Genomic DNA, 24,861 nt, shown 5'->3' on the forward strand with positions numbered 1-24,861 from the left:
CTTAAAAGGTTATGGTAGTTCCAATCGTCCAGCTTCTGGCTTGAGGATATTGAGCAAAATCTGCATTCAACTGTAGATTTCCGTCCGTGTATCCCAATTCAGGATCCATTCCAGAGTATCCGGTCAGGATAAAAACGTTCTGACCGGTGACGTAAAACCTCGCTTTGGATACCCCTAGTCTGGAGGTAAGCATTTCAGGCAAGGTATACCCTACTACCAGGTTTTTGAGCCGGAAGAAATCACCTTTTTCTAAAAACAGATCTGAAGTACGGTGATTGAGATTGTCCCGCTTGGTCGTCATCCGTGGAATTTCGTTGCTGCTTCTCTGCCCATTCCAGCGATTCAACGTTTCAGCATACATGTTAAACGGGTATGTGGGGTCGATGCCCTGCATTCGGTCGGCATTGTAAATATCAAAACCAGCATTGCCCAAAAAGAACAAACTAAGGTCAAAATTGCCGTATCCCAGTTCTGCATTCAATCCATACACCACCTTGGGATGCGGGTTACCAATAACTTCACGGTCACTTTCATCAATCAGACCATCATCATTCAGGTCAATAAACCGAACGTCACCTGGCTGTATCAATCCTCCGGCTCTTCGGGGATCGTTGGCAATATTGGGATCGTTTTGAATGGCCTCGTCGGTCTGGTAAATGCCGTCTGCACGCCATCCGTAAAAGCTGGCAATAGGATACCCTTCATAAGTTCGTGACAATTCCTGGCTAGACCGACCGTATAGTCGTGAACCGATAAAATTACCATCGGCCAGTTGGGTAACCTCATTTTTTATAAAGGAAGCATTTCCACTGACGGAATAAAACAACTCTCCTTTGCTTTCCCGAAATAACAATTCCACTTCCAATCCCTGGTTCCGCAGTTCCCCGATGTTTTGGTTCGGTATCTGAGCCGTGCCAATACTACCAATGGTAGGGGGAGCGATCAGCATGTCCTTGGTGTCCTTAATGAAGTAATTAAAGTTGGCCAATAAACGGTTTTCCAGAAAACCAATATCCAGACCGAAGTTGGTCATTTGGGCAGATTCCCAGGTAATGTTCAGATTCGGGATTCGGGTTTGGGCGGCGCCCACGGTTTGGTTACCCCCAAAGGAATACCTCCTGCCGGAGCTGATAAGCGCCAAATACTGTAAGCCCGGTACATTTTGGTTTCCGAGACTTCCCCAGCCTCCGGTAAGTTTAAGATTGGAAATAAAACCCATGTTCTGGAAGAAATCTTCCTCCGAAATCCGCCAACCAAGTGAAAAAGCTGGGAAATAACCCCATCTGTTCCCCGGTGCAAATTTGGAGGATCCGTCGCTTCTGAAGGTAGCCGTAAGCAGGTACCTTTCGTCATAATCGTAAGCTACCCGGCCAAAATAAGAGGCCAGCGCATCATAGGATTTGCCGCCTCCGATGGAGTTCAGGGTTTGCCCCACGTCTAAGAACCGTTGGTCAAAGGACTCATCGATAAAATCGAGTTTGCTGGCATTAAATCCATCTGAGTTGAAAGTTTGCGTGGTGTACCCTCCTACAAAATTCACTTTGTGCAGATCGTCAAATACCTTGTCATAGGAAACAAAATATTCAGCGAGTAAGGAATAATATTCATTATAACTTCTAGACAAGCTATTGCGCGGACTAGCCCGGATTTGATCATTAACGATAATGTCAAAATTATAGCCATCACTAATGGCTCCCTCCAAACCAAAATTTGCTCTGAATTTCAGCCCTTCCAGTATCTCATATTCCGCCTGAATATTACCAAGCAATTTGTGGCTGGTGTTGTTATTGTCCTGCGTTTCCTGCGTAAAAATGGGGTTGTTGATATCCCCAAATTCCCCGGAGATCTGGGAAGAACTATAGCTACCATCCGCATTGCGGACCGGCAATCCTGGATGAAACCGGATGGCACTCCACAAAACGCCGGTTTGGGCCGATAAAGTATTGGGACTTACCTGATCTATGGACACCAATTGCAGGTTTTGGCCAATCCTAAAACGATCGCTGATCTTGTGATCGGAGTTTAAACGAAAACTAAGCCGACGAAAATTGGAATTGGTAATCATTCCCTTTTCATCAAAATAACCGCCCGATAGCATAAACGATGAATTTTTATTTCCTCCGGTCAAGGTCAGGTCCATGTTTCGGGTGCTACCCTGTCCCAGCAATTCTTCCTGCCAGTTCGTTTGTTGGGTCTGATAGGCTGGGTTTTCCCAGATGGGGTTGATGGCCAGGCCGTCATTGGTATAGCGTTCCCGCTTTAACAGTGCCAGATCAGGCGCTTCCAGTACGTCAATGGTTTTGATGGCATTGGAAACCCCGGTATAGCCGTTCAATTCAAATTTCAAGGGTTGGTCAAAGTCTCCTCTTTTGGTGGTTACGATTATCACTCCGTTGGCAGCTCGTGTTCCATAAATGGCAGAAGCGGAAGCATCTTTCAATACCTCGATGGATTCGATGTTGTTAGGGTTTACATCGTTTAGATTCCCTCCTGGTACACCGTCTATGATTATCAGGGGGTCTGCATTGTTCAGGGTGCCTGTTCCCCTGATCCGGATGGACCCCTGATTCCCGGGAGCTCCTCCATTTCGAACCACATTGACTCCAGCTGCTCTGCCTTGCAAGGCCTGAGCCGCACCTGAGACAGGTAAATTCTGTATATTACTGCCTTTAATTGAGGATACGGCCCCCGTAACATCCCGTTTTTCCTGAGTTCCATAGCCCACCACCAAAACCTCACTCAAAGAAGTTTCATCGGCAGCCATTTGGATGTTAAATACCGTCTGGTTACCAACCTCAATGGTTTGGGTAGTATAGCCAATAAAGGACACGACAATGCTCGCCTGATCGGGAACGGTAAGGGAGAAGTTCCCGTCAATGTCGGAAACCGTTCCGGTATTGCTTCCTGCCACGGTTATCGTAGCCCCGGGCATGGGTTGCCCACTTTCGTCCAAAACAGTACCCCGAATGGTCACGTCCCATAAGTTTTCGCGGATTTCATTCGCACGCGAAATTCCGGGAAGGAAGACTGCCAACAGGGCCAGGACCTGAAATACAAACAGGAAATTTCTCGTTACCCGTTTAATTGGTAATTTTTCGTTCATGAAAGTTTTAAAATTATGTAGTAAAACAGATTAAATCTTGGATCTATTTATAATTAGATCCTGGTTTAATAGGGTAATATTCTTGTACAACGCCAGGTTTTGATTTGGGTCAATGCATTCGGTCCTTGCAACACGGCAGTTGGTTTTGCTTGCCGGTATTGGGGAGTTAATCTCTATTTCTCTAAAAAAAGTTTTATGGCACCTATAGGTACTGAAACAAATGCTATTTCAAGTTCCATATCAGCAAAAAACCACCCTTCATAAAACTTTTTATACAGCGGTAAATCAACTATTAAATTTTGGAAAAAATAGTGATTTATTCAAATGAATATTGAAATTTAATAGTTAATTAATCAAAAATATATTTCTTGATAATTATGTTAAATTATATAACTAGGAAAACTATAGAATTTATAATTGAATAAAATTGTATGCGCCAAATCCCAGCAGACCCGGCTATGCCCGATGCCTCAACCAGAAAAATTACTTTTTATAGAATAAAAAGCCTCCTTGCTATTCGTAGCATAAAAAAAATACATGACCATCCACTTAAAAACGTTGACCAACAACCATTCCCGTTATATTGAGGCGTATTCTGTATAATTTTCTTACTTTGTATAAAACAACAAGCACTTACCCAAAAATGATACACCTATTCTCGATATTCCCCTTTCTTCTTTTTTTGATCGTAAACACTACCGAAGCACAAACCAACCAGGGCCCCAACATCCTGGTGATCGTCCCGGACGATCTGGGTTGGTCCGATGTGGGGTACCAGGGATCGGAAATCCTCACGCCAAACATTGACCGCCTGGCCCGAAATGGTAAAATCCTGGAGCAGTTTTATGTGATGCCTACCTGCACACCTACCCGCGTCAGCCTGATGACAGGAAAATTCCCCAGCAGATTTGGCGTTCTGGCCCCTGCTTATGGAGAAGTGATTGACCTGGGAGCACCCACCTTGCCTTCCCTTTTGCAGGAAGCGGGGTATTTTACAGCTATTGTAGGGAAATGGCACATGGGTTCTCCTCCTTATACCCCGTTGAAATATCGATTTGATCAATCCTACGGATATTTTGATGGCCAGATTGACCCTTATACCCACGAATACAAAACAGAAACCGCACAAACTGACCGGAAATCCTGGCATAGAAACGATCATTACCTGGAGGAGGAAGGACACGTAACGGATCTATTAACGGCTGAAGCTGTCGCCATAATCCGCGAGCCACGTGAAAAACCCTTTTTTCTGTACCTGGCTCACCACGTACCACACTATCCCCTCGATGAGCCCAAAAAGTACCTTTCCCTTTACGACGATCGACCACAGATGCATCCGTCCCGAAAATTATTTGCTGCCAGTGTTTCTCACCTGGACGAAGGAATCGGTAAAATCCTACAGGCCCTGGAAGAAACCGGCCAACGGGAGAATACCGTGATCCTGTTTCTCAGCGATAACGGCGGTCAAAAAAGCTGGAGCAGCACCGACCAATACCGGGGAAAATATGCTGATAAACCCCACGTCGTATTGGGAAATAATTTTCCACTTAGGGGATGGAAGGGAGACTTATACGAAGGGGGAATCCGTGTTCCCGGTATCATTAACTGGGAAGGACGACTCCCTTCCGGAAAAATCAGTGTCCCTATCCACATGAGTGATTGGCTACCCACCTTGTTGGAAATTTCCGGAACCACCACTCAGGAGGCAAATCAATTGGATGGAGAGTCTGTCTGGACGTACCTGCAAAACCCACAAACAAGACCGGCAACCGCCCGTTCGTTTTACTGGAAAATAAAGGGAGCTTCTGCCGTACGACAGGGTGACTGGAAATTAGTGGTACGAGAGGATGGCCGAACGGAATTGTATCAGTTGAAAGATGATTTCCGGGAAACACAGGACCAGTCCAAACAGCATCCAAATAAAGTTAAAAGCTTGATGACTTTGCTGGAAAGTTACCAGAAATCGGACCGGGATTAATTCTTTTTATTCCTAAGAAAAGAGGAAAACAACATCTGTATCTTCCTTTAAAACTCATTTTAAATTCCGTAAGATGAGGATTTAAACTAAAAGAATCCTTAACCAAAAAAATATATAATATTATTGTTTTAAATTATAATATTTGAATAAAAATAAGTGGTAAATTTGTCTTGTTAATAAACCTTATAATTATTATAACGAACCACAATCATGAAACATTTAGCACATATTCGCATCTATACCACCATGTTACTGGTCTTTTTGACCTTCCTGGCTGGTATCACCACCACTTCCGCGCAAAGCAATAATCCAGGACCAAAGTTTGGTATCAAGGGAGGGCTGAACCTTTCCCAGCTTTATGTAGATCAACCCAATGTTGAAGACGAAAACATGAAGGCTGGTATTCACTTTGGTGTATTTGGAAAAATTCCTATTAATAGTTTCGTTGCTGTACAGCCAGAGGTATTGTATACCAACATGGGTTCCAAAATTTCGTACGGGGGTTCCGATTTCGAAAGCGTTTTTGGAATTGAAAGCGGAGAGATCCGGTTCAATCTGAATTACATACAGGTTCCCATCGCATTAGCGGTAAATGTGGGGCCTTTGAATATTCATGCAGGTCCATACCTTAGTTACTTACTTTCTGCCAATGTAAATAATTGGAAATCTTCTGAGTCTAGTCCAACCGAGATTCGTGAATTGGAAACAGATGACTTTAACAAGATTGATTACGGTCTGGTAGTAGGCGTTGGATTTGATATCAAGAATGTCAACGTGGGAGCGCGATATAATTATGGTCTTAGGCAGGTCGGAAATGATGGCCTGGCCGGAAACCTAACTGACAACTCCAAAAATGGAGTGGGTCAAATCTACTTAGGTTTCGGTTTTTAATTCAAATTTCTTTCTTTTCTTTAACCATGCTTTTCTTGGAAAGCATGGTTTTTTTTATGCCTTTTTGTAACCCAACCCTGTTTAATTCATGAAAATATCAGAACTTCAAAAGCTGATTATCCAATAGAATTCCGAACGATTCTGTCCACTCGAGCCACTTTTCTTCTAATTGATTCTTTTGGTTTCAGGAGCCCATGTGAAGGAAACCATCCAAAATGCATCCGCTGGAAATAGGAAAAACACGAATACATGTTGTAAATTGGTTCTCAATACAGACTCGTATCCCCTGCAAAGGGTACGAAATTAGCTATAAGATACCCTTTTTCGATTTCCGTGAAAAAAAAGAATCAACCCATCCTGCCAAAACTAAAGCCCACCAATCGAAGGAGCTTTTTGAAAAGCAGTTTGTATTGCGGAACGTTCGGTTTGTTGCCAGGTAACAGTTTGATAGAGATGGTATCCAAAACATCTGCTACGCCCCTTAGCAAAACCAAACTCAAGCCAGTATTGGACGAAGACTGGTGGTTGATTGGTCCTCCCCCAGCACAGGGAAGCCATACAATCCCTATCAAAATGGGCGATGACGGAAAGCTCCTAAACTACGAATCCGTTGATCACCATATTTTCCAGGCAAACGATGGATGTTGGCACCTGTGGGGTTGCATCCGCCATACCGGATGGGGAAGAATCCTGTACCATTGGAAAGCCAAAAACCTGACGGATAGTCCCTGGGAAGACACCGGCGAGTTTATCCGGGCAAACGAGGCTTTTGGCGAGAGCATCAACGGATGGGGAAACGAAGAGTGGATCCAATCCCCTTTTTTCGTCAAAGAAAACGGCTTGTACTATATGTTTTATGGCGGCCACAGCACCGGAAGAAACCGGGAAGGCGTTCCAGCCCGGGGAAAAACCCGTAACGAAAGCTTTGACACCGAATGCCAGATTTGCATCATGACTTCCCCCGACGGGCTCACCTGGAACAGGCATGCTTTTGATGACGGGTTAAGCCGGGCATTTACCGGTCCGGGAGAGGCTCGAGATCCCTGCCTGATCAAGATAGATGGTCTTTGGCACCTGTACTATACCGGCCTGGAGGACGGGGATCCGGAAAAAGGCGGGATGTTTGTGCGTACTTCACGGGACCTGCTCCACTGGTCCAACTACCAACTGGTACACCGGGCAAGGCAATACGGCAGCAATTGGTGGGAAATCGAATGCCCACACGTGGTGTACCGGGAGGGCTATTTTTACCTTTTCCGGACCCAAAACTATGTACAAGCAATTACCCATGTGTTCCGCAGCGAAGATCCCCTGGATTTTGGCAGGGAAGATGCGTCCGCCGCGCATAAATACCTGGGACAAATTCCCTGCGCCGCTCCGGAAATTTACGAGGTGAACGGTGAAACTTACCTTTCTTCTAATCATGACCCGGCCTTAGGTACACAGATGTGCCGGTTGCGTTGGGAGCCGGAAAGCTGAAGGTGTGGCAATCGTTTGTCAATGTATGTGGGGCGGTCGTTTGGGCTGAATCTTTCTTTTTCTAATTCGTGTTTGTCCATTGCAACTGGCCTTCTGGCGATTGCGTTGGTAAAAAATGTTCTTAATAGAAGGGTGTAGTGGGTACTACACCCGCCGGGGATACCAGTTCATCAGATAGCTAATCAGCAGGGGCCAGAGCAGATCAAATTTAAAGTAGCCCGCTGCTTTCGATTTTGATTTAACGCTGCCTACACCCACATTATACCCGATAGAAAACGTGCCAGGCATGATGCTGACTGAGATTTTTTTTTGTTCTTGATTTTATGAAAAAAATACCTGCAAATCACAAGCTGTTCATTTCTTCCTGATACGCCAATTTGAATGAAAGAAATCATTCAGCGTTCACAGCCCTTCAACCTTGAAATTCCGGTAGGTGAATTGTCGTGTAGACATGTGACGCAGGCCGATGCGGCCCTTTTGAATATGTATGGGCTCGATACCATTGGCTATGTTGTCTGTGTTCCAGGTATGGTCAATCATGATTTTACCACTCACCTTCTCTACCAACCGGAGCCGCAGCGAAGCCGCCCGCTTTTCTACCTCCACCAGGTAGGTTTTTCCTGGCAGGATTTTTCCGTAGTCCACCATTGGTTCGATCAGTCCTTTTCCCGGATACCATTCCAGCTTTTCATCCCGCCACGGATACCGCTTGCAACGAAGGTTTTCACGGAAACTGAGGCTAAGCAGGTCCATATAGGTAAAGTAGATTCCCATATCGGGAATTTCACGAAGGTCATTCCAGGCGGAAATATCCTCCACATAGGGGGGAGTACCAATTCCTTGAGCCTGAATATAGAGCAGGGTGGTGCCATAGTCGCTACCGTCGATCCGGGTCATTTCATAGCTGATTCTGATATCACCCCCAAACTCCTTTCGGGTCCAAAGCACCGCGTGATGGGCATGGTATTCCAGGGAATCATCGCTCTTGGTTACCGTGCCGGCGGAGAAAAACAGGCCCTCTTTTGTATTGCGGAGGGTGGCTTTTTTCCCATCGAGGAACCAGTTTTCCCTCCAGTTCCCGGTCATCGGATCTTCAAAAAGGATCTTATTTTCATCTTCCTTGCCTTCCAGTACGCGCATCGCCTGCTCCCGTCCGATACGGTCGATCAGCTGCTGAACGAACAAGCTTTTCGGTTCGACCGGTGCGTCCGGGCTTTCGATATAGCCACTGCCCATCAACGCGTAGCCATAAAACTTACCTTCCTGAGGTGTGCCCCAGTAGCCTGAACGATTGTTGGAATACATGATTCCCTTGTGATCGAAGCCTTCCTTTTCATCACCACTATAGCCTATCGCAAAGTTATTTTCTCCCTCTGTTTCAGGGTCAAAGACTACGATATTGGGTGCATCACAATTCCAAATCATCGTATTGGCCGCAGCCCAGCCATGGCCAGTACCGGAATCCCCCCGATTGATCGCAGCAATGCTCCCATCTTTCGTTGTGATGTTATCGAAGAGAAAGCCCGTGCCCCAGCGGTGATGTGGCTCAGATTGTCCGCCGCGGACAGCGGTGGAATTCACAAAGGCAAAAGGACCCATGGTCCGCGACCCCCCCGCGAAATCGTGGCGTGCATCCTCTGAATAACAGTTATAAACCAGATGGCCGGTTCCACCACCGATATTGTAGGCGTAACGAAAGCCTCCACGGTTTGGGCCCACCGGCTCAAGGTACTTGCAATCCCGAACGGTAATTTGACGCGAGCCGTCTCCTATTGACACCGCTGCAAATTGCAGGTGTTTCACGGTCACATTCCGCACCCAGCTGTCCATCGCATTGCTGACAGAGATCGCGGTTCTGAAATTCAGGAAGTTAGCATCTTTACCCGTATCCACCGCCGAAGTGTCGTAGTTGGAAACCAAACGAAGTGACTCCACTCCTGAATGGGTCGCTAGGGAAGCCAAATCTGCTTTAAAAACCTCTCCGCCGCCATGTTCTTTTGCGATCGACTGTGGCATCATTACGTCAAGGGTGATCTTGTTACCGTTCACCTTTGCGATTTGTCGAAGGTGCATAAATTGGTAGGACTTTGGCTGCCAGGGATTTTTCTTCAATCCTTCTTCGCCACCCCGAATGTGCTGAAGACGCTCTCCCATGCCAAGGTCTTCGACCCACTTTTTATTGACGGTCTTTCTGACGAAAACGAAGTCGCCGGGTTTAAACGAGCTGGCATCCGTTACTGAAACCTCATAGCTGCCCGATGGTAGATAGTTGCCTGCGATCCTGACGGTACCTTCCCCAAATTGTTCGATGCCTCCCTCCCCAAATTCAATGGCATTCCTGATCCCACTTGTGTTTCGCAGGATGAGCGTGGTGCCGTTTTCATCGTTACCTTCACCGCGAAGGACTACCCCGGATGGAATATGTAAGCTACCATTGACATAGTAAGTACCGGCTTTGAGTAGGACCGCACCTTTGACGCCGTCGGCATCGGATGTCAAGCCTGAAACTTTATTTAAAGCTGCCTGAATCTCATCGCGACTGTCAGGGCCGCTGGGATAGGCCATATTACCGTCCCGACTGGTTTCGCCCATGAGCGGCGACAGGATTTTCCTGACCGGTACATCGGGAATAGGAACTTCACTCTGTTTATAACCGCAATAAGACCAGTCCAGAACACGGTCACCCTTGTCGCTGTAGAAATTGTAAACAAGATTTCCGTCCGGGCCCATCGAGACCAATGGCTTTAGAGGGCTTGGTTCGAAAGTGCTTGTGAGTATCTCTTTTGGTGCAGGGTTCACCCAGGAATCAGGAAGATCCTGACTCTCTACCGGAAGTATCTTATCCGGACATCTGGAACAAAGATCAAGTCCCCGAGCACGAGCCTCTATCAAAGTCATTTCTTCCTTCGATGCCTTCTGTTCGGAGCTAAGTCTACTATACCTGACGCATTCTGCAACGTGGACGCGCTTTGTTCCTCCCCAGTATACGATGGTGTCGTTGAGATGCCCGGCTGCACTTGCCTGTATTCCGAAAATGCTAAGAAAAATGAACAGAACAGCGTGAGTTAATTTATTCATAATAAATAGTGATGTTGATTTCGTAATTGTCGTCGCATAAGGTTGCTGACGAAGACTCGATTTATTAATATATTTTAAATTTACATTAGTATTTTAAAATTAGGATATCTATTTGGATTCTCTTTACCTTATTTTATGGAACCGTGAGCTTACCGGGAATCAGAATGAATACAAACGACCCAAAACAGTAGAACACGAACAAGCGGATGAGCACCAAAGGAAATATTTGGAATCCATCGGTTTAAGGGATCCTAAATGGGACCCAGTATCTCAGCCGTTCATCCGGCTATCGTTCACAACCCAATTTTCCGAAAACCTGGACGAATACGGAGAAACAATAGCAAATGACGCAAAAGTGTACCTGCGCATTTTGGACAAGGATTTAACGATGCTCGGTGAGACGTATCTGGAGCGGTACCAAAGAAATCCACGCCAACACTTTTTCACGGATAACAAAATCTGGTTGTATGAAAATACAGATAATGAATTGGGGTTTGTGACGATTAATGTAGACTGAGAAAAAGAAAGGAGATTTACTTTACACGGTGATGCGTTTTAGATTTTTTAGATCTCTTTTTTTAAGGAATGTTTTTGGCCATTGCAATTGGTCTTTTGACGATTGCTTCGCCCAAAAAAATGTTTTTACTAGAAGGGTGTAGTGGATACTACACTCAGCGGGGACGAGAATGATAAAGCCTGCGGGGTCTCCACTGCCGATCTGGGATCGATCCTATGACCCAATCTCCAGAAGAGTTATTAGTACAGCCCATTCAATTCAAGTTCAACCCCATCCGGGGTTGCAGGTATTTGGTGGTCCTCGAGCCGTGGGCTGCACCCACGGTTAGTACTGTTCAGGCCCTTCAGACCTGCTTTTACTAAGAAAAGCATCAACAGTCTTATTTGATATCTACTAAAATTACTGTTCATTTGGTCCAACCATATTTTTATGAAGTACCAAAGTACTTCCCAAGAAACAAGCCCTATTCAATTCCGAAGCCTGAAGGGCTTCAACAACAATAACCCCGGGCGAAACCCGGGGCTGACAGGCCGATAGATCCTTTTTCCAACCCCGGAAGTGGGTTGAACATTTCGAAAAAGAATTATATTTCGTATCTTTCTTCAAACGCTAACTTCCTCGACCTAATGAGCAGTTACAGACAAATACTCTACCATTTAGTATTAGGAACAAAAAACAGAAACGAAACAATTCCCAATACTCATTGCGAAGAACTGTACCGCTACATTGGGGGTATCGTTAAAAATAAAGGATGTACGCTTTACCAGATAAACGGAATCGGAGATCATATTCATCTCTTAACTGATTTACACCCCACCCTTTCATTATCCGATTTCATTAAAGACATAAAAGTAGCAAGCAGTTTATGGATGAAGGAACAAAAGAGTTTCCCCCACTGGAACTCGTGGGGAAAGGGATACGGTGCATTTACTTGTACTTACAGAGAAAAAGACCGTATTACTTCTTATATCAAAAGGCAGAAAGAACATCACAAAAAGGAATCCTTTTTGGAGGAATACAAACGATTATTGAAAGAAAATGGTATTGATTTCGACGAACGCTATCTTTTCTTATAATAAATGTTCAACCCCTTCCTTTAGAATACGGGGTTGGAGGTGTTTGGTAGTCAACGAGCCGTGGGTTGCACCCACGGTTGTTTTTGTTCAGGCCCTTAAGGCCTGGTGTCTATATGGGAATCAACAACGACCATGAAAGGTATCTAGAAAAAATAAATTCCAATTGAGCCCAATCCGAAGAAGTAAAGGTTCAACCCCATCCTGGGTTGGATGTGATTGGCTGTCGATATCCGTGGGCTGCACCCACGGTTATTGTTTTTCAGGCCCTTCAGGCCTGCTTTTACTGAAAGAATCAGCAACAGTCTAAAACATTTTTTGCCATTGCAAATGGGCTTTTTACGATTTCGTCACTCAAGTAGATTTTTGATAGAGAGGTGTAGTGGATACTACGCGCAGAGATGGGCTGCATTTCATGGATCACTGATTTTTTCCAACTCCATCCATAGCGGAAAAATACTTCTTCCTTCCGTCACATAGTGGGGAATCAAGTCTACTTCCATTTCGGGCAAATAGACGTTCTCCAACGTAATTTCATCTGTAGGTACTGCTTCGTATTGCTCCTGAATGATTACCGAGTTGGTTTCCAGCACCATTTTTCCCTTGGTTTCCAGGGGTTTGATAAATTTGAAGCGAATCCGATACCTGCCCTCCAGCGTTTTGACCTTCCACATACCAAATACCTCTTCCTGGGTCCAAATGCCCCGTTCTCCGCCCGCATCATTACGGTTGAGGTATACCGGGTTTTCCTGCTCGCTGCCGATGATTACCCGCTGAGGCCGGTTGAGTTGGGGAGATTGCGTCAAATCGGCTATCATCGCGTCCATTTCGGACTTAAGCGCGCGTGCAAGTGGCTTGTTCGCTTCCACGATCGAGTTCAATTCGTAAGGATCTTCCTTCAGATCAAACAGGTCGAAATCTCCCAGCTCCGCATCAAAATCGGTATTCCCGACCAACTTATACTTTCCCTTTTGCAGCGCCACGTTGGTGTACAATTCGGGGTACCTGCGGGTCCAATAAAAAAACAAGGACCTCTCGTCAAATACCGGAGCATCCTTACCCCGCAACAAGGGATAGAAGCTTTTGCCGTCAATTTGCCGACCTGTTGGAAGCGAAGCCCCACAGATTTCCGCAAGGGTAGGCAACACATCGATATGGGCCAGGCTGGTTGGAATGTCCCGATTTCCTTCCAAACGATCGGGTAACCGGAGAAAAAACGGCACCCGTACGCCTCCCCGGAATACACTTCCTTTTCTACCGCGCATTCCCCCCACGTAGCGGGCCTGCTGGGGGCCGTTGTCGGTCATGAAGATCACGATCGTATTTTCCGCAATATCCAGTTCTTCCAGCTTATTCAGTACCCTCCCCACGTTATCGTCGATATTGGACACCATGGCATAGACCTTTCGCGCGGCTTCCTTGTCCCGTTCGCTCATTTCCGGAAAAGGACGGCCGTCTTCGTCAAATCCGGCCGAGGGATCCAGGTCTTTGTACCGATCGTAGTAGGCGTCAGGAACTTGCAACGGGGTGTGTGGCGCGTTAAACGAAAGGTAAAGGAAAAACGGTTCAGCTGCTTTTTCTTCCATAAAGGTCAATGCCTCCGTAGTGAAAATATCCGAACAATAGCCTTGGAAGGCCTTTTGCTCTCCGTTGTACCAAAGAACGGGGTCGAAATAACTACGGTCTCCCTGAAAATACGTGGTAAAATCTCCCGGCTGCCCCATACCGCCGGAAAGGTGAATCAGAGATTCCTCAAAGCCCTGATCTCCGGGACGAAAGGGGTAATTGTCACCCAAATGCCATTTTCCAAAAATACCCGTTCGGTACCCGGCGGACTGCAGCATCTCGGCAAGCGTCACTTCTTCAGTGGCCATGATGGCGCCGCCGTTATAGGTATCCCGCACGCCGGTGCGCAGGGAATACCTCCCGGTCATCAGACTGGAGCGGGTAGGTGCACAAACCGGTGACACATAAAAGTTGGTCAGGCGCACACTTTCCCTGCCCAGCTTGTCCAACACGGGTGTTTGAACATGGGGATTACCGTGAATACCCAGATCCCCGTATCCCTGGTCATCGGTGATGATCAAAATCACGTTGGGGCGCTCAGCCTTTTGGAATCCGAGCCCCTCGGTCTGTCCGGCAAAGCTCAGCACACAGGCCGCCAATACTTTGAAGTAGGTCATTTTTTGCTTCATAGTTAATCCTCGTTCATATATCGATGCTCCACCTGTTGGCCCGATTCATTCTAACAGCGGTTTATTTTTCCAATTGATTTTCTACCGGTACAATGCTGGCTTTGTGCGCCTCCATCACATCCCTGATTTCGGCGATGATCTCAGGATGGTCGGCGGCGATATCAAAGCGTTCGCCCGGATCGATATTCACATTGTACAAAAGTGGGGTTTCCAGTACCGTAGCGGAATTTTCTAAGGGTACCGGAGGCTGAGTCACAGGGTGGGCCGTAGGATTTCCGTATTCCAGTTGGGTGATAAAATGGGCCTTGTAATCCCCTTTACGGACAGCATAAACTTGTTGCCCCCGGTAATAAAACACCGTCTCCCGTCCGCTTTTACCTGTACCGCCCAGCAGCGGACTGAGGTCGTACCCATCGTACACCCGGTCGGAAGGCAGTTCGGTACCCGACAAGGCACAGAAGGTAGGCAGCAAATCCATGGTAGTGGCCATGTCCCGTACAACACCCGGTTTGATGCCAGCAGGCCACCAGAACACCGTCGGCTCCCGCATCCCTCCTTCAAAGGTGCCGCCTTTTGCTCCTCTCAGCAAACCGGCCGTACCGCCATGGGTTCGGAAGGTGTGCCAGGGCCCGTTATCGGAGGTAAAGACCACCAGGGTATTCTCGGCCACTCCTGCTTGCTTCAGGGCTTCCAGAATTTGCCCCACCGACCAATCGATTTCCTCGATCACATCTCCGTAAATGCCGGCCAGGGATTCATCCTTGAATTCGGACGATCGGAACAAAGGAATATGCGGCAGGTTATGCGCCAGGTAAATAAAGAAGGGATCCTTCCCGAATTCATTGATTTTAGCTACTGCTTCTTCCGTATAGCGGCGGGTAATGGTTCGTTGATCGGCCGGCCGTTCGACGATTTCCTTATCCCGCATAAGCGGAACATTGTATGCCTGATACCTTTCCTGTTCGGCCAGCGTAAAATGATCGGTTTTTTCCACCTTGTCCATATCGTTGGAATAAGGGATCCCGAAATAACTGTCAAACCCATGATCCGTGGGCAAATGGGGATATAAATGCCCCAAATGCCATTTTCCGATGGCTGCGGTGCGGTAGCCATTGCCTTTCAGGGCCCTGGCAACGGTAATTTCCGACTGCGGCAAGCCGCCTTTGGAATCCGGAAACAAGACCCGTCGCCTATCGCTGCTCATCCCCGATCGGATGGGCAGTCTCCCGGTAAGCAAACCGGCCCGACTGGGCGTACAGACAGGGGCCGCCACGTAGAAATTGGTCCACTTCTGCCCCTCAAAAGCCATGCGGTCCAGGTTTGGGGTGTGAATGGTCGGGTGTCCAAATACCCCCAAATCCCCGTAACCCAGATCGTCGGCAAAGATGACGATGATATTGGGCGGATCGCTTTTTAGCGGCTCAGAGGTTGCCATTAGTGGCACGACACCACTAAAAAGACTCAGAGAAAGGATTAATCCTGTTACTAAACTTGATTTCATTGCGTGTGTATTTTTGGGTTTTAACTCCTATCCAATCAATCCGGTCGCTGCCAGGGGACTTTTCCTCCTTGCTGGATTTGTTTTAGCAGCAATCCGTGCAATTGCTGAAATACTTCAGGCTCGTCTTCTATGTGATTGGTTTTTTCCAAAGGGTCATTTTTAAGGTGATACAATTCCATAGGTTGGTAAGGGCTGTTCTGCAACAACTTCCAATCACCCAGCCGAAGCGCATGATACGCTTTGCCCCCATACCGGGCACCTCCTTCCCTCCTTACAAAATAAAGCGGGCGATCGGCCTCATTCTTCTCTTTTCCAAGCAATGTCGGTAAGAAACTACGACCATCCGTTTTAGGAGGGCTGCTTGCTCCCACCAGCTCTGCCAGTGTGGGCAGGATATCCATGGTCAGGTTTACCTGCCCGGAAACGGATCCAGCAGGTATCTTTCCCGGCCAGGAAATTACCGTTGGGACTTTTAATCCCCCTTCGTACATGCTTTGTTTCCCATCCCGCAAGGGACCATTGTTTGCCTGACTGGGCAAATGCCCTCCATTGTCACTGGTAAAAATAATGAGCGTATTGTCGTATTCTCCGGTTTCTTTGAGTGCCTGAACCACCTTTCCAATACCATCGTCCATATGTTCGATAAACGCGAGCAGGGAGGCACGGGTATCAGACAGTCCTGGTTCTCTGCGTTTTACCTTTTCCAACCATTCCTCTGGGGGTTGTACCGGAAAATGTGGTGCATTGTAAGCCAAATAAAGAAAAAACGGTTCGTTAGCAGTTTCTCTGGAAAGAATGTAGTCAACGGACCATTGGGTAAACAAATCGGTGGCATGACCCTCCGGATCAATAGTTGCATCGTTCAGGCGCATGTAATTTCTTCCGTGCCGGCGATGGGTCCAGTAGTCGTCCATCATATCTTCCAACCAACCATGAAAATGATCAAATCCGCGTTCATTGGGTAGGTTAGGTGTTTCCAGGCCCAGATTCCATTTGCCCACATGGGCCGTATGGTATCCTTTTTCCTGTAGCAAGGCGGGGAGGAGTTTGGCGTTGGGATCCAGGTAGCCCCAGGTATTGTCCGGGATCGAGCGAATCAGCCCGGGCACTCCTACTCGATCGGGATACCGGCCGGACATCAGGGAAGCCCTGGTAGGAGCGCATACGGGGGAGTTAGTATAGAAATTATCCAGCCGCATGCCCTCCGCTCGGAGCGAATCGATATGGGGTGTTCGGATGTCCTTCGTTCCGTAGTAGGACACGTCGTGGTAGCCCTGATCATCCGTTAAAATAAGAAGAATATTCGGTTTTTCTGGGATTATGGATTGACCTGCCAGGTGAATGGAGAAAAAGAACGGCAGTACCAGAAGGAAAATTTTATAACGCATACGGGGGCCGGAAAAGGTCATTTGAGCACGTTTCCTAAATTACTGAATAATTTTAAAAATTGGCGGTGTACGTATGGTTTTTATGCGAACCGGTTACGCTTTTGATCCCTTACGCGTCGAAAGCGCCTCGCACAGGTGCCGTCAAAAATAAAAAGGGCCAAAACCGGATTTTTTGAGTAAAACCGGTCCTGGCTGTTCTTCCACGAAAATCTAGTCGTCGTTTTGGCCGAATTAAATCAAACCTCCCAGCCTTTCCGATAGGTCCTGGAAAGGTACCGATTGGCTTCGGCCGGCTCACTGATTTTCATTTTGCCAGCGTTCCAGGTCAGCAGGGTATTGGGCATGCGAATCGCCACAGTACCCAAAATCACCGTTTCGGACATGGGACCGGAAACGGCGAAATCGCTTTCGGTCTCCACTTTGCCCAGACAGGCATCCACAAAATGATGGTAATGATCCCTATCTTCTAATTCAGGGGATAAAACGCTTTGAAACTTGCTTTGTGGTAACAATACCGGCATTTTAGTATGGGGAATCAACAAGGCACCTTCCGTTCCCACCAGCATAGCTGATTCGGCCGGATAATCGTCCAGGGAATACAAGGCACGGATTTCTTCCGGAGGATAAAATTCCCCATCAAACCACTCAACCGTCAACTCATCGGAAGCAGTCATATCGTTACCCGGAAAAACCCAGGTAATGTGATTGCTTTGCGGCCAGGTATCGGCTCTCCTGGCGGGGGATTGCTTCCAGGACTCCTGTACCCTGGCGTGTACCGAGAGTGGTGCGGTCAGTCCCATCCCTTTCCAAACGGCATCCAGAATATGGCAACCGATATCCCCGGACCAACCGGTCCCGAAATCCTGCCAGGCTCTCCATTTGGAGGGGTGATAAATTTTTGGTACATAGGGGCGCATGGGGGCTGTTCCGATAAATTGATCCCAATGCACATGGGGGGGTGGAGTCTCTCCACTTGCCGGTCGGGGGCCTTCAAATCGATAAGCCTCCGTGGCCCCAGGCCTGTTAGAACAGAGGTATACCTGCTTTATTTTTCCAATATGCCCCTCTTTAATCCATTGAACGGCCGTTCGGTCGCCTTTGCCCGAGGCATGTTGGGTGCCCAACTGACTAACGATACCGGCTTTCTTTGCAGCTTTAGTAAGCGCCCTGATTTCCTCCACGTCGTGACACATGGGCTTCTGACAGTACACGTGCTTTCCGTTGGTAATTGCGGTATAAGCGATGGGAAAATGATTGTGGTCGGGAACGCTAACGTTAACCGAATCGAAATTTCCGGATTCCTGAGCAAATAACTCCCTCCAATCGGTAAATCTTTTAGCATTCGGTAAAATTTCAGCCGCTTTGGCCAGACGCTCTTCGTCGATATCACAAATGGCAACAATTTCTACCTCCGGGTGCGCATTAAACCGACTGAGGTCGTGCCCGCCCATTCCGCCTACGCCGACACATACGTGTCTGAGCTTGGCCTTTTTGGTTTTTGAAAAAGCAGGAAGTTGGAATAATAGTGGTTGGGCCAACGCGGCAGTAGCACTTTTTAGGATAAATTTTCGGCGGGAAATGTCGTTCTTTTCCTTCATTTATTGGGTTATTTTGGGTGTGACTTGTTTGTATTTACTAAAAATAGGGAATAACCTTCCAAATGGAAAGTTATTCCCCTTTTCAGATATAAATTCTTTTCGGGTTAATACCCCGGATTATTGGGAGTCAGATTCGGATTGTTCTGCATTTCAGGCAACGGAAATGGCATCAAATAATGTCTTTCCTGCAAGATTTGGTTAGAACTTAGGTTCTCGTGACCGACGAAGTTATCGAAGCCATTGGTTATCTCGTTGTAAACCTTACGAAGCCGCAACATGTCAAACCAGGTGATCTGCTCGTAGGCGAGTTCATGCCACCGTTCTCTCCAAACAGCTTCCCGAAAGCTTTCGGTAGTAAATTCCCCTAAAGCAGGCGTTTCCAATTGAGCGCGATCCCTGATTCTTTTCAGGCCTTCATGTGCCAGGGCATTAGGTCCCCCCAGTTCATTCTGAGCTTCTGCGTGAATCAACAATACTTCTGCAAATCGGATCAGCGGAACATTCAAATTATTGGCTCTGTTTCCAGGATTGCCCTCAGATCCCAAAGCCCTTTGATTGAAATGTTTGAAAATATAGGGCGCTCCCAAATCAAAGGGTTCTCCACTTCCATTGGTATAATAACTGGTGTAGAAAAAACCTTCCTGATTGACTGCTCTTAAATCCCCTTCCTCATAGGAATTATAAAACTCGTTGGTAGGTACCGTGCTTCCCGTACCGGAAGGTCCCTGAAAGGTTACCGGCTTAAAATTAGGAAACATGTTATTCATTGGATTACCGGCAACGACGATATTGTATTGCAACATAAATATATGCTCCAGTAAGTTATCATTGGTTTCATCATGGAGATCTCCATAGGTGGGAAACAAATTGATGACATTTGGATTTGCATTAGCATATTCTATAACCTCGGCTGATTTTTGTGCTGCCATCTGGTAGTATTCAGTGCCCATACTTAAGGGAAATCCTGCCATGGTCAGGTAAACTTTTGCCAATTGACTTTTCACAGCTGCAAGAGATGCCCTTCCGCTCACATCCATCCAGGGGAGTCCAGCAGCCTCTGCCGCTTTCAAATCATCCACAATCAGTTGATATACTTCTGCTTGGGGAGAGGGTGAAGGCCTAAAGTTTTCTGAACTGGCCGTTTGAGGAGCAGTAATCAAGGGTATATCCCCCCAAAGGCGAACCGCATAGAAATAGGCCCAAGCCCTTAGGAATCTTGCTTCTCCAAGAATTTTCGTTTTTTGCGCTTCATCCATAGGAGTAATGGCAGGCACCTTGTCCAATACCAAATTTGCCTGGGCGATCACTTTGTATAAGCCATTCCACCAATTGATCACATGTTGGGTGCGCCCGTCGTAGATCAACCCATACAGATTGTTTAAATCAGAATTTTGAGCAGTCTCCGTAGTTGAAGTTCCAGTGGGTGCTTCTAAAAGCTGCCAGGTAGAGGAAAATATACCTGCACCGTCTCCAATGAATCTGGTGTCAGCGTAAACAGCGGCCAAGGCTGCTTCGGCATGATCCGGAATCGTATAAAAACTTTCCGGTGTAAGGTTAGATGGATCTTCTTCGCTCAGAAAATCCTGACAGCCCGTCAAAACAGCCATACCAAGCAAACTAATGCCTATATGGATCCAAAATCTTTTCTTAATTATATTTTTCATTTCTAGTTTCATTAATTATCTCCCAAAATTACAATGCAACCTGAATACCCAATAAATAAGTGGTTGGCTTAGGATAGCTGTGCCAGTTCATTCCCTGGGAAAATACATTATTTCCATCTCCTCCCCGGATGGGAGCCACTTCAGGATCACCAATGATTTCATCTCCTGTGATCAGGAAGAAATTTTGGGTCGAAGTATACACCCTTAGCCTACTCAAACGAAGCCTATTTGCTACCTCAACGGGAAAAGTGTACCCTAATAGCAGGTTTCTTCCACGTAAAAACGAGGCATCTTTAACCCATCTGGAATCCACATTGGTAACATAGCCAGCTCTGGTATCCCTGATTTCAGCCACCATTGAATTTTGGTTATCCGGAGTCCAGGCATCTAAAACAGTCCTATAACTGTTAGCAAGTGCTTGCCGGTCCTCACTTGGGTGCAGGTTCATGTCCAGGAGATCATTTCCATACATGTATTGAAGATCGATGGCCAAATCCCAATTTCGAAAGCGAAGATTGTTGGTAAACGCGCCCCAAAATTCAGGGTTACCGTTTCCAATAATCATTCTGTCAGAGTCGTTGATGGCTTTATCCCCATTTACATCCAGGTACTTGATGTCTCCGGGAAGAATGGTTAATCCATTTCTGTAACTGACATATTCCGCTGCCTCACTTCTTTCCGATTCATTCCAGGTTCCAAGCCTCACCAAACCCCAGAAAGATCCTACCGGTTCTCCAACCCTGATGATATTGGTCTGGTTGGTGAAATTAGGTCCGCCCACACCAAAAATATCTGCTGGCGTAGCCAATGACAATACTTTATTACGGTTTGCGGAAAAGTTAAAGCTACTGTTCCAGGTGAAATCGGCTTTATCCACAATTACACCATTTAGAGTAAGTTCAACTCCTTTGTTTTCCATGGATCCCACATTTCTTCTTATCGTTGCATATCCACTTGTTCTTGGAACCGGAGAGTCCAATAACATGTCGGTCGTTTTTCTGTAATAGTAGTCAAATTCCATGGTGAGCCTGTTTTGAAACAAACCTAGTTCTAAACCAACATCGGTCTGAGCCGTTTTTTCCCATCTAAGATCAGGATTGGCCAGGCGGTTGATTCCTGTTCCTCCGACTTGGGTCTCATTCCAAATGGCGGAGTAATTGGAGCTCAATAGGGAAAGGGAGGAATAAGGTGGGATCTCTGAGTTACCGGTAAGGCCATAACTGGTCCTCAATTTCAAATTTGAAATGGTACTGTTTCCTTTTAAGAACGCCTCTTCTGACATTCTCCAGGCCAAAGCAGCAGAGGGGAAAATGGCATACTTATTATTCTCTCCGAATTTGGAGGCGCCATCTGCCCTACCTGTTGCAGTAAATAAATATTTATCATCCAGGATATAATTTATCCTTGCAAAATAGGAATTCAATGCATGTCTTGAAGCATTGGAGCCCACGCGGGGAAGTTGTGATCCGGCTCCCAGGTTATTATAGGTGAAGAAGTCCGTAGCAAAATTCTGGATACTGGCACTCATGCTGGAGTAAGTATTTTCCTGCCAGGAAATACCCAATAATCCGGTAAAAGCATGTCGGTCTGCAAACACTTTATTATAGGTAAGGTAATTTTCCAGAGACCAGAAACTGTCCCTATCCAAACTTTTGGATGCAGTCCCGGATTGGGCGATGGCTAAGGTTCGCGTGCTGGATTGGTTATTCTCCTGAGTTAAAATATTCACGCCTAATACAGTCCGCATTTCCAATCCTTCTGCGAATTTTATGTTAGAATAAGCACTTCCCAACGTGGTTTGGGTATTCAAAATGTACTTCCTGCCATACAAGCGGTGCATGGAACTCATGGTGCCTTCCGCAAAAGGATAATCCCTGTTGTTGGCAAAAGTTCCGTCCTCATACCTTACTGGCAAAAACGGAAAATCTTCTACAATTTGTCGTGGTACCGCATCGCTGACATCCACCAGGTTTTCTGATTGGTTATTATAACTGATGGTACCGCCTACCTTCAACCAGGATTTTACCTGATCGTCGATGGTGAAACGGGTAGAATAACGGGTGAGGTAGGATGTTTTTAACAAACCCTGATCATCCCGATATCCCAATGACAAAGAATAAGTCGTCCTCTCGTTTCCTCCTGTAAATCCCAATTGATGGTTTTGGGACAATTTGTTTTGAGTAGTCTCATTCAACCAGTTGGTATCGAACAATGGGTTGCCCTGACTGTCAAACACCCTGGGATCGGTTCTTCTAAGTGCGGGGTTCAGATAGGCCCATCTTCCCGCATTCCAACCTTCTGGATCGTATTTTTCCATGTTTCTCCAGGCAAGGTCTTCCACAGCCATGTATTCTGCTGCATTCAAAACCTCCGGCCTGTTCGGTCCGATGGTATTCACGCTGAAATCTACATTATAAGTCAGCGTTCCTTCACCGGACTTACCTTTTTTGGTGGTAATTAGAATTACGCCATTAGCACCTCTGGACCCATAAATGGCAGTAGAGGAAGCATCCTTCAACACCTCAACAGAGACGATATCGTTGGGGTTAATATAATCGATGGCATTACTTGCCTGAGCCTGGTTACTCATTGGTAGCTGGACGCCATCCACCACATAGAGTGGGTTATTAGAGGAGTTGATGGAACTGAATCCACGGATACGTACATTGGTTCTGCCTCCGGGCCTACCCGAGTTCACGTTTACCTGAACTCCTGCAACCCTGCCTGCCAAAGCCTGATTAAGCGACGGGGAAGGTCGTTCGTTTAATTCGCTCTCTCCTACAGAACCCACCGAACCAGTCAAATCCGATTTTTTCTGGGTACCATAACCAATCACCACAACTTCTTCCAATGCTGAAGAATCCTGATTCATGCGAATGGTTATGTTGGATTGATTGCCCGCTTTTATGGTTTGGGACTGGTACCCGATAAAGGAGATTACCAGGGAAGATTCCTCTGGTACGGTGATGGAGAATTTTCCATCCAGATCGGTGACTGTACCACGAGTGGTTCCCTGTACAGAAATGGTGGCACCGGGCAGGGGCTCCCCGTTTTCATCCAGCACCGTACCTGAAATGGTCACATCGGCTTCTTGAAACGTTGAGCCGAAATTATCTATTGCTATTGCTGCTGCCTGAACTGGCTGATTCAGCATCAAGCATATCATCAATGGAATAGCCAGGACAAACCCTGCCCTTTCGAGCAGTTTTAGTCCTGCGTTGAGTAATTTATTTTTCATTAGATTTTGAAGTTTATGATTAGTGAGCAAACACTGGGAGCTTTGGCTGTCAGATCGATCCCGGTTCCACTTGAAAAGTTCAGGAACAGGAATCATTTTTCAGGCCTGTAGCTCCGTGGTAAAAGGTTGATTTTGCCCATAGGGGCAATCAAGAAAAGCAAGCTGCTTGATACACGGGATTTCTTCCGAAGCAGTATGGTCAAATTTGACCATAGCAACGAAGGAACCGTTTGAAATGGTAGGTCATGAGCAGCTTTGAGGGGGTTTAGGAGCTGTTTTCCAGATTCATTGCAGGCTTGGGTTTACTTTTTTTAAGGGTTACAATCTGATTAAAACCAGATTTATAAGTTTTTAAAAACCTGTTCATCTCCAAAAGATTCCTAATTAACCTTACTACCTAGCCTTCCAAAAAAGAAAGATTCTCCAGGATTAGTGTCAATCTTGAAATGCAATCAAAAGATTCAGGCCTTGTCACCCGTTTCTTATGAACGGATACCTATTGAAATTCCGAAAAATGAGGGAATTCCAACTACTGATTTCACCCGAATCATGCAAAAATTTCAGCAAAAAGGCCGGAAATCGTCAAAAACAGACCTTGATAGGAAGCTAGCATAGGATAAATATAACCATCCTATGTATTTTTAAGCCTGCTTTTGATACCGATTCTGACCGGAATGGTGCAAACCAAGCCGATTTCGGGTTTAAGGTTAGGTAGAAAGCCGTTAATCAACGTACATTATTCCTGGCAATTGGTTAGAAAACGCATTTCTTCTTTTCAAAACCTGATGCCTGATAATAAAACATGTACGAAATTAATTCGAATACAAATTTAATAACTAAATTTAAGACTAATTCGAAATATTTCCTATATCCCAAGGTTTAAATAAAAATTAATTTTTCGTTACCCAAGCGGTAAAAAATCCATCTCCTACTATCCTGCTCTTCCTTAAGCTCTTGCGGAAAGCTACTGGTATTTGGTCTCAAACCCTTTCCTTAAAGATCGAATTTTTTGTTTCTTCCTCAGGCGTTTAATTCCCTTGTTTAAACTTTATAAGGGATCTAGCATCGATTCCAATTTTCGGAGAGCAGCACGCCACAGCAATTGACAGTGCGAAAAAATAAAATCTTAGCCCATTTCGAGGCATCCCGGCATGCGAG

13 protein-coding genes are annotated in these 24,861 nt (G+C 46.3%); 5 read left to right on the forward strand and 8 right to left on the reverse strand.

Features of this window, described 5'->3' with window-relative positions; all coding sequences use genetic code 11:
* Position 1: 1 nt before the first annotated feature.
* Positions 2 to 3,103 (reverse strand): SusC/RagA family TonB-linked outer membrane protein, encoded by a 3,102-nt coding sequence (locus GKS34_RS14855; protein ID WP_163385769.1) that lies wholly within the window; start codon positions 3,101 to 3,103, stop codon positions 2 to 4.
* Between the two features lie 643 nt (positions 3,104 to 3,746).
* Between GKS34_RS14855 and GKS34_RS14860 the strand changes: the two genes are divergently transcribed.
* From GKS34_RS14860 to GKS34_RS14870, 3 genes are all read left to right on the forward strand, one after another.
* The gene (locus GKS34_RS14860; protein WP_163385771.1) at positions 3,747 to 5,081 is read left to right on the forward strand and encodes a sulfatase-like hydrolase/transferase; all 1,335 of its coding nucleotides are present in this window, start codon (positions 3,747 to 3,749) and stop codon (positions 5,079 to 5,081) included.
* A gap of 210 nt (positions 5,082 to 5,291) precedes the next feature.
* Positions 5,292 to 5,972, forward strand: coding sequence for a porin family protein (locus tag GKS34_RS14865; RefSeq protein WP_163385773.1), 681 nt, complete (start codon positions 5,292 to 5,294; stop codon positions 5,970 to 5,972).
* 333 nt (positions 5,973 to 6,305) lie between these two features.
* On the forward strand, positions 6,306 to 7,451 hold the full coding sequence (locus GKS34_RS14870; RefSeq protein WP_163385775.1) for a glycoside hydrolase family protein: 1,146 nt from the start codon (positions 6,306 to 6,308) through the stop codon (positions 7,449 to 7,451).
* Positions 7,452 to 7,853: 402 nt separating this feature from the next.
* Here the strand turns inward: GKS34_RS14870 and GKS34_RS14875 are convergent, their stop codons facing one another.
* On the reverse strand, positions 7,854 to 10,349 hold the full coding sequence (locus GKS34_RS14875; RefSeq protein WP_163385777.1) for a hypothetical protein: 2,496 nt from the start codon (positions 10,347 to 10,349) through the stop codon (positions 7,854 to 7,856).
* Between the two features lie 292 nt (positions 10,350 to 10,641).
* Here GKS34_RS14875 and GKS34_RS14880 point away from each other — a divergent pair, with 292 nt between their 5' ends.
* The gene (locus tag GKS34_RS14880) at positions 10,642 to 11,046 is read left to right on the forward strand and encodes a hypothetical protein (RefSeq protein WP_163385778.1); all 405 of its coding nucleotides are present in this window, start codon (positions 10,642 to 10,644) and stop codon (positions 11,044 to 11,046) included.
* A 626-nt stretch (positions 11,047 to 11,672) separates the two neighbouring features.
* Positions 11,673 to 12,122, forward strand: coding sequence for an IS200/IS605 family transposase (gene tnpA, locus GKS34_RS14885; RefSeq protein WP_163385779.1), 450 nt, complete (start codon positions 11,673 to 11,675; stop codon positions 12,120 to 12,122).
* A 410-nt stretch (positions 12,123 to 12,532) separates the two neighbouring features.
* Here tnpA and GKS34_RS14890 read toward each other — a convergent pair whose 3' ends face one another.
* The 6 genes from GKS34_RS14890 to GKS34_RS14915 all read right to left on the reverse strand — a co-directional run bounded on the left by GKS34_RS14890 (position 12,533) and on the right by GKS34_RS14915 (position 23,703).
* Entirely contained in the window at positions 12,533 to 14,314 is a 1,782-nt protein-coding gene (locus tag GKS34_RS14890; RefSeq protein ID WP_240459313.1) for an arylsulfatase, read from the reverse strand.
* 61 nt (positions 14,315 to 14,375) lie between these two features.
* Positions 14,376 to 15,815 carry a sulfatase family protein gene (locus tag GKS34_RS14895; RefSeq protein WP_240459314.1) on the reverse strand — a complete coding sequence of 480 codons (1,440 nt, stop codon included), beginning with the start codon at positions 15,813 to 15,815 and terminating at the stop codon, positions 14,376 to 14,378.
* Positions 15,816 to 15,850: 35 nt separating this feature from the next.
* Positions 15,851 to 17,203, reverse strand: a complete 1,353-nt coding sequence (locus GKS34_RS14900) for a sulfatase family protein (protein ID WP_163385780.1) — start codon at positions 17,201 to 17,203, stop codon at positions 15,851 to 15,853.
* A 236-nt stretch (positions 17,204 to 17,439) separates the two neighbouring features.
* A complete protein-coding gene (locus GKS34_RS14905; protein WP_163385781.1) occupies positions 17,440 to 18,801 on the reverse strand; it encodes a Gfo/Idh/MocA family protein in 1,362 nt (453 codons plus the stop codon).
* Between the two features lie 104 nt (positions 18,802 to 18,905).
* On the reverse strand, positions 18,906 to 20,408 hold the full coding sequence (locus tag GKS34_RS14910; protein ID WP_435380095.1) for a RagB/SusD family nutrient uptake outer membrane protein: 1,503 nt from the start codon (positions 20,406 to 20,408) through the stop codon (positions 18,906 to 18,908).
* 85 nt (positions 20,409 to 20,493) lie between these two features.
* Entirely contained in the window at positions 20,494 to 23,703 is a 3,210-nt protein-coding gene (locus tag GKS34_RS14915) for a SusC/RagA family TonB-linked outer membrane protein (RefSeq protein ID WP_163385783.1), read from the reverse strand.
* Positions 23,704 to 24,861: the final 1,158 nt, after the last annotated feature.

The organism is Cyclobacterium jeungdonense (assembly GCF_010994275.1).
Lineage (GTDB): Bacteria > Bacteroidota > Bacteroidia > Cytophagales > Cyclobacteriaceae > Cyclobacterium > Cyclobacterium jeungdonense.